11 protein-coding genes are annotated in these 13,145 nt (G+C 66.4%); 3 read left to right on the top strand and 8 right to left on the bottom strand.

Features of this window, described 5'->3' with window-relative positions:
- Positions 1–34: 34 nt before the first annotated feature.
- On the top strand, positions 35–274 hold the full coding sequence (locus LJ754_RS00960) for a helix-turn-helix domain-containing protein (RefSeq protein ID WP_227924975.1): 240 nt from the start codon (positions 35–37) through the stop codon (positions 272–274).
- An 87-nt stretch (positions 275–361) separates the two neighbouring features.
- Here LJ754_RS00960 and LJ754_RS00965 read toward each other — a convergent pair whose 3' ends face one another.
- Complete coding sequence (locus LJ754_RS00965) at positions 362–928, bottom strand: hypothetical protein (protein ID WP_227924976.1); 567 nt, start codon at positions 926–928, stop codon at positions 362–364.
- A 282-nt stretch (positions 929–1,210) separates the two neighbouring features.
- Here LJ754_RS00965 and LJ754_RS00970 point away from each other — a divergent pair, with 282 nt between their 5' ends.
- Both LJ754_RS00970 and LJ754_RS00975 read left to right on the top strand, forming a co-directional pair.
- Positions 1,211–1,990 (top strand): LysM peptidoglycan-binding domain-containing protein, encoded by a 780-nt coding sequence (locus LJ754_RS00970; protein WP_227924977.1) that lies wholly within the window; start codon positions 1,211–1,213, stop codon positions 1,988–1,990.
- Between the two features lie 70 nt (positions 1,991–2,060).
- On the top strand, positions 2,061–2,681 hold the full coding sequence (locus LJ754_RS00975; RefSeq protein WP_227924978.1) for an Rv3235 family protein: 621 nt from the start codon (positions 2,061–2,063) through the stop codon (positions 2,679–2,681).
- A gap of 32 nt (positions 2,682–2,713) precedes the next feature.
- Here LJ754_RS00975 and secA read toward each other — a convergent pair whose 3' ends face one another.
- The 7 genes from secA to mtrA form a co-directional block, all read right to left on the bottom strand.
- The gene (gene secA, locus LJ754_RS00980) at positions 2,714–5,491 is read right to left on the bottom strand and encodes a preprotein translocase subunit SecA (RefSeq protein ID WP_227924979.1); all 2,778 of its coding nucleotides are present in this window, start codon (positions 5,489–5,491) and stop codon (positions 2,714–2,716) included.
- A gap of 89 nt (positions 5,492–5,580) precedes the next feature.
- Entirely contained in the window at positions 5,581–6,795 is a 1,215-nt protein-coding gene (locus LJ754_RS00985) for a winged helix-turn-helix domain-containing protein (RefSeq protein ID WP_227924980.1), read from the bottom strand.
- A gap of 26 nt (positions 6,796–6,821) precedes the next feature.
- Positions 6,822–7,553, bottom strand: coding sequence for a ribosome hibernation-promoting factor, HPF/YfiA family (hpf, locus tag LJ754_RS00990; protein ID WP_227924981.1), 732 nt, complete (start codon positions 7,551–7,553; stop codon positions 6,822–6,824).
- Between the two features lie 125 nt (positions 7,554–7,678).
- Positions 7,679–8,347 (bottom strand): ComF family protein, encoded by a 669-nt coding sequence (locus tag LJ754_RS00995; protein WP_227924982.1) that lies wholly within the window; start codon positions 8,345–8,347, stop codon positions 7,679–7,681.
- Between the two features lie 443 nt (positions 8,348–8,790).
- Positions 8,791–10,566, bottom strand: a complete 1,776-nt coding sequence (locus LJ754_RS01000; RefSeq protein ID WP_227924983.1) for an LpqB family beta-propeller domain-containing protein — start codon at positions 10,564–10,566, stop codon at positions 8,791–8,793.
- Complete coding sequence (mtrB, locus tag LJ754_RS01005) at positions 10,556–12,298, bottom strand: MtrAB system histidine kinase MtrB (RefSeq protein WP_227924984.1); 1,743 nt, start codon at positions 12,296–12,298, stop codon at positions 10,556–10,558. Before mtrB ends, LJ754_RS01000 begins: the two co-directional genes overlap by 11 nt.
- The gene (mtrA, locus tag LJ754_RS01010) at positions 12,270–12,947 is read right to left on the bottom strand and encodes an MtrAB system response regulator MtrA (protein WP_227913687.1); all 678 of its coding nucleotides are present in this window, start codon (positions 12,945–12,947) and stop codon (positions 12,270–12,272) included. The genes mtrB and mtrA overlap by 29 nt, the downstream gene beginning before the upstream one ends.
- Positions 12,948–13,145: the final 198 nt, after the last annotated feature.

The following is a 13,145-nucleotide window of genomic DNA, read 5'->3' on the forward strand; positions in this document are numbered from 1 at the left end:
AAGCCGCAGTGGTGCGGTGTGAAAGGTGAGTGCCGTGGGCGAGAAGAGATTCCTGACGCTGGCCGATGTCGCCGAGGTACTGAACATTTCCTCCTCGCAGACCTACGCCCTTGTACGCAGCGGGGAGCTGCCGGCCATCCAGATCGGCGGCCGTGGCCAGTGGAGGGTGGAAGCCCAGCAGTTGGAGGAGTACATCTCCCGGGCCTACCGCAAGTCGGCGGCAGCGGTCCGCCAGGGCATACCCGTGGAGGAGAACAGCGCCCCCGGGGCCTAGCCGCCAGCGTCCCTTGGGGCCACCTGCCGCCTTCGCGTCTTTCCAGCACGCATCATTCCAACACCGGCGTTATTCCAAACACCGGAGCTATTCCCACCCGGAGTCCCGGGACAGGACCGCGGCAACAGACGCCGTTGGCAGGACGTACATGCCCGTGACGTTGCTGCTGCGCCTGGCGCCGCCGCCCGGAACCGCTGCCAGTTCCAGGAAATCGCCGCCGACCCGGTCGATGGTGCCGTGCAATGCTGTTTCGGCGGCTGTTCCCGCGCAGCGGACAGTGACGGTACTGCGGTCCCGTGCTATCCCGCGCAGCGCCGAACCCAGACCTAGGTGCACGGCCCCCGCCTGCAGAGCGGCATAGCGGTCCATGCCCCGAATCCAGGCCACGTGTGACAGGACCACCAGCACCTGGCCGCCGCGCTGCTGTTTCAGCACCGCCCATCCGGTCCCCGTCTGCCGCAGGGTTCCCTCCACCCTGCCGGCCGGTCCCAGATCAAAAACCAGGTGTTTTCCGGCCTGGCTGCGGAGCCTGTCCTGAAGACTCACGCCCTGCACTTCGATGCGGACGCGCTCGGCGATCTCGTCCTCGGCTTCAAGCGCGGCAGACGCTGCCATCTGTGCCTCCATGTCCCTGAACAGGGCATCCCATCGCATCGGCCAAGGCTAGCCTCCAGCGGCCCATGGTGACCACTCTGGACACTGATGGAAGCGAAGTGTAGACACGACCATCACACGGGCCAGACGACAACAAGAGCGTCTATTCCCGGCGTAGATGCACCACCACTCGTCAACGGCAACAACATGCAACACACGAACAAAATCGACCCAAACGACAACAAATCACCCAAACAGCAGCAAAGGACCAACAAGGACCAAAGCGGCCTTAACCGGGACTCGTTGCAGGGCAAAGCAAAACGAACATTTACGGAGGGTGCAATGGCAGCATCGATTGTCCGTTCCGGCCCGGGGCCGGACGCATTCATTGCCGGCGGTGTTGCTCTGCTGGGCGCGTTCCTCCTGTGGTGCGGGGCCGTGCTGCTGCCCTCCGCAGCGGCGGCCGGTCACGCCTTGTTTTCACGCGCAGCCGCGCCATCCTCCGTTTTTGCCTTCCTCGCGGGTTTCGGTGCCGCTGCCGCAGGCATCCTGCTGACGTTGTGGTGGGTGCTCGGATCGCTTTGTGCGCTGGTCGGCTGCCTGCTGCATCGGGCAGGCTTTCCTGCCGCCGGCACCCGCGCACTGTTCCTGGCCCCGGGGCCGCTGCGCCGCCTGGCCGCTGCCCTGCTGGGGTTCTCCCTCGCCGCCGGGTCCGTGCCGGCCGCGGCCCTAGCGGTTCCGGAGGCCGCCGCCCCGGCCGCCCCGGCCGTCCCCTCCGCAGGGGCTGCTGCTGACCCAGCCGGCGCGGCTGGGCCTGCTGCCGGCACGGAGCCGGGAGCGGGCGGTACTGCAGACGCGGTGTCCCCCCTCTGGCGGCCGCTTCCCCCGCAGCCTCCGGGTGGCGGCCTCCTAACCGGGACACCCCGGCAAGAAACGGGTCAGGTGGTTGTAGCGGCTGGAGATACCCTCTGGTCTTTGGCCGGGCAGCAACTCGGTCCGGGCGCCGGCGATGCCGAGATAGCAGCGCTCTGGCCGCGGTGGTACGAGCTGAACCGGGAAACCATCGGACTTGATCCGGGCCTGATCCACCCCGGTCAGATACTCACGGCACCACCGCTTTAGTGACCGCTTCCCCTGCAGCCATCCTTCATCCCCGCACTTTGGTGTTCCATCTCCCGCTAAGGACCACACCATGACCAGCGTGATTTATCTTCCGGCCCCCGAAGCTCCGGTTGCATCCGAGGCCGGAAACAGCGCCCCACCCATAGCCGTTTACCGTGCTCCCCTGCAGGACCTGCTCCCGGCGCCCGTACCTGCCTCGCCCAGGGAAACCGCAGTACCGCCGGCACCTGCCGCCGGGGAACCCCCGGCCGGTCCCGGCAGCATGGCCGGGCCGGGCACGGAAGGTGCGCAGGGAACCGCCGCCCATTGGCAGTCCGATCCGGCCGACGATGCCCGGGTGAAGGCCATCTGCCAGTCCGTGGCACTGGCTGCCCTGGAGGTGCTGGGCGGGGTTCGTCCACTGCAGCAAATGTCCCGCTGGCTGGATCCCGAAAACTACGAGCGGATGCAGCTGCGCGCCAACCTGGTGCGCGGACTGCGGCAAAACCCTGCGGGGCGGTCCCGAACGGCTCCGGATCCGCAGCAGCTGCACCGCGGCGTCCGTATCAGGTCCTGCCGGATCTGCCCCGTAGCGGAAGGAATCTACGAGGGCGCAGTAGTGGCGCTGGAAAACGACAGAGCCCGCGCCGTTGCGCTGAGGGTTCAGCTGCGGCGCGGGCTCTGGCGGGTTACCGCGTTGGAAATCGGCTAGGCCGGCCTGTTCTTAGCAGGCCTGCCTCGTGCTTACTTGCGGCGTTTGCCCTTCTTGGCTCCGGCCTTGCCGGCGGGCTGTGCTGCCTTCCCCGCTGCCGGTGCTGCCTGCTTGGCCGCCTTGGCGCTGTCGCCTGCCGTGGTGCGTTCCACCCTGGTCTCCACGCCGCCCTGGCTGTCGGGGGCTGTGAACTGCAGGCTGGCGGGCTGCCGGGGCGCATCCAGGCCGGCAGCCTTGATCACCGGAGCGCCGACGACGACGCGTGCATCCTTGACGCCTGACAGGGCGCTGGGTGCCGTGGCGGCCGGCTCGCTGACCTGCACGTCGGCGTTGAAGAGGTAGCCGATGCTCTCCTCGCGGATGGCTTCCATCATGGTCTGGAACATCACGAAGCCCTCGCGCTGGTACTCAACCAGCGGGTCGCGCTGCGCCATGGCGCGCAGGCCGATGCCTTCCTTCAGATAGTCCATCTCGTACAGGTGTTCCTGCCACTTGCGGCCGATTACCGAGAGCACCACGCGGCGCTCCAGTTCGCGCATGGTGGCCGAGCCCAGGGCTTCCTCGCGGGCCTGGTAGGCCAATTTGGCATCGGAGAGGATCTCGTTGTGGAGGAACTCGCGGGTCAGCCTGGACCGGCCGCCGGCTTCCTCCACCACTTCGTCGATGGTGAGACCGATCGGGTACAGGGTCTTGAGGTTCGTCCACAGCTGCTCGAGGTCCCAGTCGTCGCCGTGGCCCTCGGCAGTAGCTTCGTTCACCACCGCGGTCACAACGTCTTCCAGGAAGAAACCGATCTTCTCCTGCAGGTCACCGCCCTCAAGGATGCGGCGGCGGTCGCCGTAGATGGCCTCGCGCTGGCGGTTCAGGACGTCGTCGTACTTCAGGACGTTCTTGCGCTGTTCGGCGTTGCGTCCCTCCACCTGTCCCTGGGCGTTCTGGATGGCCTTGGATACCAGCTTGGATTCCAGCGCGACGTCGTCGGGCATGGAGGAGCTGTTCATGATCCGCTCGGCGGCACCGGAGTTGAACAGGCGCATCAGGTCATCGGTCAGCGACAGGTAGAAGCGGGATTCACCCGGATCGCCCTGCCGGCCGGAGCGGCCGCGCAGCTGGTTGTCGATGCGGCGGGATTCGTGGCGCTCCGTACCCAGGACGTACAGCCCGCCGAGGTCAATGACTTCCTGCTGCTCGGCGGCTACGGCGTGGCGTGCCTTCTCCAGCGCTTCGGGCCAGGCCGCTTCGTAGTCCTCGGGGCTTTCGTTCGGGTCCAGCCCTCGGCGTTCCAGCTCCGCGACGGCGTTGAACTCGGCGTTGCCGCCCAGCATGATGTCGGTACCGCGGCCGGCCATGTTGGTTGCCACGGTGACGGCGCCCTTGCGCCCGGCCTGGGCCACGATGGCGGCTTCACGCGCGTGGTTCTTGGCATTGAGGACCTCGTGCCGGATACCGGCCTTGGCCAGCTGTTTCGAGAGGTATTCGCTCTTCTCGACGCTGGTGGTGCCCACGAGGACGGGCTGGCCCGAAGCATGCCGTTCGGCTATGTCCTTGACGACGGCGTCGAACTTCGCCACTTCGTTCTTGTAGATCAGGTCCGACTGGTCAATGCGGGCCATCGGCTTGTTGGTGGGGATGGGGACCACACCGAGTTTGTAGGTGCTCATGAACTCGGCGGCCTCGGTTTCGGCCGTACCGGTCATGCCGGCGAGCTTTTCGTAGAGGCGGAAGTAGTTCTGCAGGGTGACCGTGGCCAGCGTCTGGTTTTCGGCCTTGATGGTCACCCCTTCCTTGGCCTCGATCGCCTGGTGCATGCCTTCGTTGTAACGGCGCCCGGCCAGGATGCGTCCGGTGTGCTCGTCGACAATCATGACTTCGCCGTTGAGGACCACGTAGTCCTTGTCCCGCTTGAAGAGTTCCTTGGCCTTGATCGCGTTGTTCAGGAAACCGATCAGCGGGGTGTTGGCCGCTTCGTACAGGTTGGAGATGCCGAGGTAATCCTCGACCTTTTCGATACCCGGCTCCAGGATGCCGACCGTGCGCTTCTTCTCGTCTACCTCGTAATCGGTTTCCAGCGTCAGCCGCTGGACCACCTTGGAGAACTCGGTGTACCAGCGGTTCACATCGCCGCTGGCGGCGCCGGAAATGATCAGCGGCGTACGGGCCTCATCGATCAGGATGGAGTCCACTTCATCAACGATGGCGAAGTGGTGCCCGCGCTGGACCAGTTCGGCTGCACTCCACGCCATGTTGTCGCGCAGGTAGTCGAAGCCGAACTCGTTGTTGGTGCCGTATGTGATGTCGGCGGCGTACTGCTCGCGCCGGGTCGCGGGATCCTGGTTGGACAGGATGCAGCCGCTGGTCATGCCGAGGAAGCGGAAAACCCGCCCCATCAGGTCCGACTGGTACTCGGCCAGGTAGTCATTGACGGTCACAATGTGCACGCCGCGGCCGGTCAGCGCGTTCAGGTAGGCCGGGGCGGTGGCAACGAGGGTTTTGCCTTCACCGGTTTTCATTTCGGCGATGTTGCCCAGGTGCAGGGCGGCGCCGCCCATCAGCTGGACATCGAAGTGCCGCATGCCAAGGGTCCGGCCGGCAGCTTCGCGGACCGCCGCGAAGGCTTCGGGCAGGAGGTCGTCGAGGGACTCGCCGTCGGCGTAGCGTGCCTTGAGGCGGTCCGTTTCACCCCTGAGTTCGGCATCGGTCATGCCCTTGAACTCATCCTCGAGCACGTTGATCGCGTCGGCGTAGTTACGCAGTGTCTTCAGCGTTTTCTTATCGCCGGTACGAAGAACTCGTTCGAGTAGTGATGCCACTGATTTGCTCCCAATCTAGTTGCCGAAATCTGGCGTCCCCAGTCTACGTGAGAGACGTGCGGCGGACGGCCGCGGTTCCCGGTTGACGGTTATTCCCTGCATACTGCCAGCTTCAGGGCCGCAGCAAGGTCCCCCGCCGGACGTACCTCAATCTCCCCAAGCCCAAGCCACTGTGCCATGAGCGCAAGCTCGGCAGCCAGTTGACGCGCCGTGTGGCCCGGGGCATCCGGTTCCGCATAGGCGCCTTGAACCAGCAGCTTACCGCCGGCACGGTCTGCTTTGAGGTCCACCCGGGCAACCAGGTCCTCTCCCAGAAGGAACGGCAGGACGTAGTAGCCGTATCTGCGGGCGGGAGCAGGAGTGTAAATTTCAATCCGGTAGTGGAAGCCGAACAGCTCCTCGAGCCGGCGCCGTTCAAAGACCAGCGAATCGAACGGGCTGAGCAGGGCCTGTCCGGCCGCTGCCCGGGGAACCACGGCCTCCGCGTGCAGGAACGCCGGCTGCTTCCACCCGGCCACCTCCACCTGTTCGAGGATTCCCTTGCGGACCAGTTCCGCCGCGGCGTCGGCGGTTTCCCGCACCGGCAGCCGGAAGTAGTCGGCAAGTCCGCGGACGGTGGCGACGCCGTGTGCCCGGGCAGCGGCCTCGGCCAGCCTCAGTACGGCCTGCTGCGGGTCAGACGGTTCCAAGGCTGCAGCCCCGGCCGGGTGGATCCGGGCGGTGGGCGCGTAGAGACGTTCGAACTGGGGCGTCCGTCCTGCAGAGCTGACCAAGCCCGCGGCAAACAGGTCTTCCAGCACCCGCTTGCCGGCATTCCAGTTCCATCCCCAGTTTGCGGTGGCCCGTTCCGTGCTGTGGCCCAACAGTTCCGCGGTCTGGCGGGACGTGAGGGGCCGGGCTGCCGACTCCAGGATTTCCAGGATGCGCCGGCGCAGGTCCTCGGCCAGCGCCGCCGGCATGGAATGGGCTGTCATCCAGGTCCGCCGCTGAACGGCCCGGAGGTCGGCGAAAAGATCGGGCCGCACATAGCTTGCTTCGTGCGCCCAGTACTCCACCATCCGGCGCGGACGGCGGTTGGCCATCCGGTCCAGATCCGGCTGCCCGTAGGGCCCAAGCCGGGAAAACAGCGGCAGATAGTGGCTGCGGGTCAGAACGTTTACGGAATCGATCTGCAGCAGCGCCAGCCGCTCAAAGGTGCGGCCCACCTGCCTTGAACCAACAAGGCCGGTGGGCCGCGCACGGGCCAATCCCTGCGCCGACAGTGCCGTGCGGCGGGCCTGGCGGAGCGAGAGCTTGGGTTTCATCCACTCATCTTAGGGCGGGGAAACCCTCACGCGGTGGCCCGTTCATCGACGGGCGTTTCAGTGACCCGGTAACCCCGTGTTTCCTCCCGCGGCTCCTCGGAGCCTTCAGCACACTTGGAGTCCAGGGTAATCACACCGTAGGTCCAGCCCCGGCGGCGGTAGACCACCGAGGGGGCTCCCGTGGCTGAATCGACGAACAGGTAGAAATCGTGGCCTACCAGTTCCATGTTGTCCACGGCGTCGTCAAGGCTCATGGGGGCACCCGGGAAAACCTTGCGACGGATCAAAACGGGGCATTCACCGTTGGCCTCTTCCGCTGCGGCATCATTGCCGGTCGGCTCAGCGGACTCTTCCTCTGCGGCTGAACCCATCTGGGCGTAAAGCGGTTCGGAGGTGCTCACGGGACCCAGATCAGCGGTGGCTACCCGGACCGGCACCGGTGCGTGGCGTCCGTGGTGCACCTTGCGCCTGTCGCTCGCCCTGCGGAGGCGTTCCAGCAGCTTTCCGTACGCGATGTCGAAGGCAGCGAACTTGTCTCCGGACGTTGCTTCGGCGCGAACCACCGGTCCCCGCCCGGTCACCGTGATTTCCACGGTCAGGGCGCTGTCTGCGTCCCGGACGTTCCCTTGCTTCGTGACCCTGGCTTCCACCCGCTGGACTTTGTCGCCGAGCGCTTCGACCTTGCCGATCTTCTCTTCGGCGTACTCGCGGAACCGGTCAGATACTGCAACGTTGCGTCCGCTGATCATGAATTCCATGGTGCCCTCCAATATATTTCGGTGACACAACAACGGCCGCTGCCAGTTTCCTTCACGGCCGTTGCCGCAGGATAACCCCGCTTCTTGAAGCTATCCATACCAACACGTTAGAACACTGCCGACCTTTATTCACGTCCCCCTATTCCGTTTCCATACTCTTGCGGATGCGCCCCCGCAGCGGCACCGGATCCGGGAGAAGTGTTACGTCCCGGGGCTGGTGTGGCAGCCATAACCGCCGCGCAGAAGACCCCCGCACCTTCGGCGCGCAGCGCCCGGACGGTTTCGCCGATGGTGGCCCCGGTGGTGAGAACATCATCAACCACCACACAGCTGACCCCCACGAGGCTGCCCTCCCCGGCACCTCCGGTTCCGCGGCTGCTGCGGGACGGCGCCGCGGTCATGGTGTTGCGGACGTTACGGCGCCGGTTCCCGCTGCCCAGCCCCTTTTGTGCCAGGCGCCGGCCGTCCGCTGCCCGGCTGCCCGCCCTGCCGGGGAGGAACGGCACGGCGCTCCCGTACCCGCGCACGTAGGACACCAGGGGTGCGGCGGAACACCCGGGCGGCAACAGCCCTGCGCGCTCTAGCCGCCTGATCAGCAGCGCCAGCGGGGCGTAGCCGCGCCGGCGCATGGAACGGGCGGATCCAGGGACCGGGACCAGCACCAGTGTGCGGGCGCCGGACAACCGGAACGCCTCCTGCGCTGCCTCCTGCAGCACCCCGGCCAGCACCGGGACAAGGAAACCGGCCAGGTCCGTGTGTCCGCGGTTCTTGAAAGCGAGCAAGACTCGGGCCAAGTCCCCGCGGTAAGTTCCGGCGGCCAGGACCGGCAGCGGTGCAAACGCTGCAGATTCGGCAGCTTGGGCGGCCGGGAGCGCGGCGGCGCCTTCCTGGACGAAACATGGCCGTATGGTCCCGCGGCGCGCCTTCGCCGCGCAGCTGCTGCACAAGGAACGGTCCGGAGCACCGCAGGCTGCACACGTGACAGGAACGAGCCCTGCGGCAAGTCCGGACAGAGCCGCAGCTGCCGCCTGCCCTGCCGGTGAGAAGACCAACCGGTCAAGTGCCCGGCTCGGTGCCGGGAAGGAAAATGCCGGGAAGGAAAGTGCCGGGAAGGAAATACGCATGCTGCCATGCTGACCCCGCCCGGGCGGCGCCGTCCGCACCGTGGACGGCAAGGTGCACCGCTACGGCCCGCGGGAGCACCGACCGCCGGCTGTGGAGGAGCGGTGCGGAAGCGTCAGCCCGGGAAGGCCGGGTCCCGCACCCCTTCGGACCGAAGCGCCCAGCTGCTGCCGACCTTGTTGAAGATGCCGGCGTCGGTCTGGATAAAGACGTCCTCGGTACCGTTGCCGGCGCTGAGCCCCAGGATCCCTTCCTTCGGCGCGAGCAGCTGTGCTTCCCGCCCGGGACCAAGGATCACCGGGACGGACTCCTGCGCCCCGGTCCGGACAGCGACAACCGTATCCTCGCTTGCCCACTTCACCCGGTCCACTGCACCCGCTTCGGCCGGCACCTGCAGCGTTGCCGGCGTCGTCAGCGATACCGGAACGCCTTCTGCCGAACGGACGATCCCGGCAATCATCACACTGCTGTTCCCGCCCTGGGCGGCCGCAACCAGTACCCGCGTGCCGTCACGGGAAACCCTGAGCTCGGTGACGCCCAGCCCTTCGAGCCAAGGCGCTGACAGAACTGCTGCCGAGTCACGGTTGCCGCCGGGGGGAATGGCCAGGACCGCGGTGCCGGAACCGGAGGGCTGAGTGGTCCAGACCCACTGTTTCGGATCCACGCTGGGCGCGGTGAACCGGGCGCCCTCGGCCGCTACCCGGACTTCCTGACCCTTTCCGGTAACCAGGAGGGTGTCTTCCTGGCTGTCCAGGAAGGCAATGGTGGCCCCGTCGGCAGACATCGCGGGGCTCCTGGGTCCGTATCCGGCCACCGACGGCACACCCTCGACGGCGGTCGGACCGTCGCCGTAAAAGGCCAGTTCGCCCTGATAGACCACAATCTGGGTGGCGCCGGCTGACGGATCGGCAATGGCGGACCGTACTTCGCCGTTGCCCTTGCCGAGGTCCACGGAATGCCCGCCTTCGGTCATGGCAACCGAAGTGATGTTGTTCAGGCTCCGGAGATTCTGTTGCAGCTGTGCGGTCATCTGCTGCCGGTTCAGGTCGGTGGCGTCGCTCAGCGAATCCGCGGCCAAATCCACGGTGGCTTCTCCGGAGGCCACGGGCACGGCGTCGCGGGCAAGTTCGGTACCGGACGGGAAAGCGCTGACGACGGCGCCCTGCAGGTGGGGTGCCGGCCCCACCAGGACCGCGTTGACGATGTTCGCAGCTATGCCTGCGCGCCGGATGAACCACCGGGTGTCCGGCACCCAGTACTCGTAGTCGCTTGAGTAGAAGTACAGGTTGTGGGCCATAAAGACGGCCGGGAAGCTGGCCAGGGACAGCATGATGCCGTCCGGAACGGCGGTGAGCCGCCACTCGCCGTCGACCTTTTCCGCCTGCACCGGAATGCTCTCGGTGCTTCCCGCCGGTGCTTCGATCCGGATCCCCTGGATGTCAACGGTACTCTGTACCTCCAGCTGGATCTGGAACAGGTTCGGATCCGGAGTAGCGACAACCCGTGACGAGCGGTAAACAGTGGCCCGCTGGGCCGGAGACCACGTTTCGGCCATCCCCGGGGACAAGAACTGGCGGGCCACGCTGTAGTCGTCGGCGGCCCCCTTGCCTGCCTCCATGAAGCCGCGGATGGTTTCCTGTGCCGTAGCGCCGGCAGCCGGGCCTTCGGGCGAAAAGACCGCTTCCTCCTGCTGCTCGTCTCCGCGCTGGGCGGAGGCGGTGCCCACCGGGCCGACGGTGGGTATGGAGGAGCATCCTGCCAGCGCCAAGGCAGCACCGAGCACCAGGGCCAGCAGGCGGGCGAACTGCCCGGGTCCCCGGACAGCGGTTAGCCCAATGGAAGCGTGTGGGGACGGGGCCGGCTCGGCGGACGGCATTGGGCTAAAGGACATCGGTCTCCTCCGAGGAAACTGCCGCGGTCAGTGCCAACGGTTCGGCAGCCGCCTTGCGGGGTGACAGCGGCACTGGCGAGGCTTCGAAGTCCCCTCCGTGGCGCCGCGGAAGCGTAAGCCGGAAGCAGGAACCGTTGCCGGGCTCGCCCCACGCCTCGAGCCATCCGCCGTGCAGCCTGGTGTCTTCGGCCGCAATGGACAGGCCCAGGCCGCTGCCGCCCGTAGTGCGTGCCCGGGCCGGATCCGCCCGCCAGAAGCGGTCGAACACGTGCCCGGCATCTTCCTCGGTCATGCCGATCCCGTGGTCGCGCACGGCAATGCCGACGGCGTCGGCATTTGCGGCCACCGCTATCTCGATGGGCTCGCCCTCCCCGTGTTCCAGTGCGTTGACCAGGAGGTTGCGCAGGATGCGTTCGATGCGCCGCGGATCGGCGTCCACCACGCAACTGGACTCCTTGGAAACAACCGTGACTTCCGAGCCGGAGTTATTCGCCAGCGGTTCGGTGGCGTCCATGACGTCGCGCACAATGTGGAAGACATCGGTGGGTTCAAGGTCCAAAGCTGCGGCGCCGGCGTCGAACCGGGAGATCTCCAGCAGGTCGGCCAGCAGCGCCTGGAAGCGTTCCACCTGGTGGTAGAGCAGTTCCGTGGAGCGCCGGTACATGGGGTCGAAGCTTTCGCGGGCATCGTAGAGGACCTCGGCAGCCATGCGTACGGTGGTGAGCGGGGTCCGCAGTTCGTGCGAGACGTCCGAGACGAAAACCTGCTGCATACGGGAGAGTGTAGCGAGCTGGGTGATCTGGTCCTGCAGGGTTCCGGCCATGTGGTTGAAGGACGCCGCGAGGCGCGCCACTTCGTCCTCTCCCTTGACTTCCATGCGCTCCTGCAGCTCGCCGGCGGCCAGCTTCTCCGACACTGCCGCCGCGTCGCTGACTGCGCCCAGGCCGGCCTTGGCCACAATCCAGGCAATAGTGCCGCTGATGGCCAGCAGCAGGAACCCGGCGATCCAGAGGATGCGGTGGATTTTGTTGAGCGTCTCCTGCATGGAGGACAGGTCATAGATCAGGTAGAGCGCGTACTCCGCATTGTTCGGCGGCAGCGTGACCTTGGTGCCAAAGGCGATACCGGGTTCGCCGTGGGCCAGCTCAAGCGGGGACCAGTAGACGTTGCCGGCGTCGGCGTCGCCGGCTTTGCCCGCGGCGACGGCGTCGCTCAGGGCCACCGGGATTCCGCCGGCAGTAATGTTGCCGCTGTTAATGGAGTAGTTCACAAACAGCGGGTCGTTGGTGGGCAGCGGGGTCAGGAGATAGGTCCGCTGGGCGTCCGCCCCCTGCCCCTGCAGCAGTGGAAGCGTGTCCATGACCAGTCGGTCGGTGCTCTCCCGGTCGCTGGCCGTGGTGTCCCGGAAGTTGTTCTTCACGTTGGACAGGCCGGTGGTGGCTTCGGTCTGGAACTGGGCCAGGCGTTCCTCGTAGAGGGAACCGGCTATCTGGTGCGAGAGGAAGGCGCCGATGCCCGCACCGGCGAGTGCCACCAGCAGCAGGGTGGACACGACGGTCTTGAACTGCAGGGACCGCCGCCACTGCCGCGCGATCCGGTGCAGCGTCGCTCGGCGGACGGTTTCGCGCAGGCGCCGGGCGGCCTGCAGTGACTTGTTGAGGATCGGGGATTTCCCGGCCGCCCCGGCCAGGAATCCCGGCAACTTAGCTCTGGCCCGCTTTGTATCCGACACCGCGCACCGTCAGTACAATCTCGGGTGCTTCGGGGTCGCGTTCAATCTTGGAGCGGAGCCTCTGCACATGCACATTCACCAACCGCGTGTCCGCAGCGTGGCGGTATCCCCAAACCTGTTCCAGGAGCATTTCCCGGGTGAAAACCTGCCACGGCTTGCGTGCCAGCGCCACGAGCAGGTCGAACTCAAGCGGAGTCAGCGAAATGCTGTCTCCTCCACGGGAGACGGAGTGGCCCGCCACGTCGATGGACACTTCGCCGATACGCAGCGTTTCCGGGGACTTCTGGTCGCCCGGGCGCAGCCGCGCCCGGACCCGGGCCACCAGCTCGGCGGGCTTGAACGGCTTGGGCACGTAGTCGTCGGCTCCCGATTCCAAGCCGCGTACGACGTCGGCCGTGTCGGATTTCGCGGTGAGCATCACGATGGGGGTATCGGCTTCGCTGCGGATCTGCCGGCATACTTCGATACCGTCGATACCGGGCAGCATCAGGTCCAGCAGCACGAGGTCGGGCTTGCTGTTCCGGAAGATTTCCAGTGCCGAGGAGCCGTCTGCGCAGAACACCGGTTCGAACCCGTCGTTGCGCAGCACAATGCCGATCATTTCGGCCAATGCCTCGTCGTCGTCTACGACCAGTATGCGTGACTTCATAGCTCCCTGTTTCGCTGCTTGCGTCCGTCCGCGCGCAGTTGCGCGCCGGGGCCAGCAGTCCTGGCGGCTGCCGCTCCCCCAAGGCGTGCGTTGCCGCCCAAGTTAATCCCTATCATCCTAGAGGACACAAATCCGGCCGCGGCTCGCCTCCTGTGCCGATTCGGGGCCGGATAACTATAGTCGAGGTAATTATCACGA

The organism is Arthrobacter sp. zg-Y40, from assembly GCF_020731535.1.
In the GTDB taxonomy this organism is placed as follows: domain Bacteria; phylum Actinomycetota; class Actinomycetes; order Actinomycetales; family Micrococcaceae; genus Arthrobacter_B.

Coding starts and splice junctions, on each gene's coding strand:
- LJ754_RS00985 (WP_227924980.1), bottom strand. CDS start 6,795: ATGAAACCCAAGCTCTCGCTCCGCCAGGCCCGCCGCACGGCACTGTCG.
- LJ754_RS01000 (WP_227924983.1), bottom strand. CDS start 10,566: ATGTCCTTTAGCCCAATGCCGTCCGCCGAGCCGGCCCCGTCCCCACAC.
- LJ754_RS00970 (WP_227924977.1), top strand. CDS start 1,211: ATGGCAGCATCGATTGTCCGTTCCGGCCCGGGGCCGGACGCATTCATT.
- LJ754_RS00965 (WP_227924976.1), bottom strand. CDS start 928: ATGCGATGGGATGCCCTGTTCAGGGACATGGAGGCACAGATGGCAGCG.
- LJ754_RS00975 (WP_227924978.1), top strand. CDS start 2,061: ATGACCAGCGTGATTTATCTTCCGGCCCCCGAAGCTCCGGTTGCATCC.
- hpf (WP_227924981.1), bottom strand. CDS start 7,553: ATGGAATTCATGATCAGCGGACGCAACGTTGCAGTATCTGACCGGTTC.
- mtrA (WP_227913687.1), bottom strand. CDS start 12,947: ATGAAGTCACGCATACTGGTCGTAGACGACGACGAGGCATTGGCCGAA.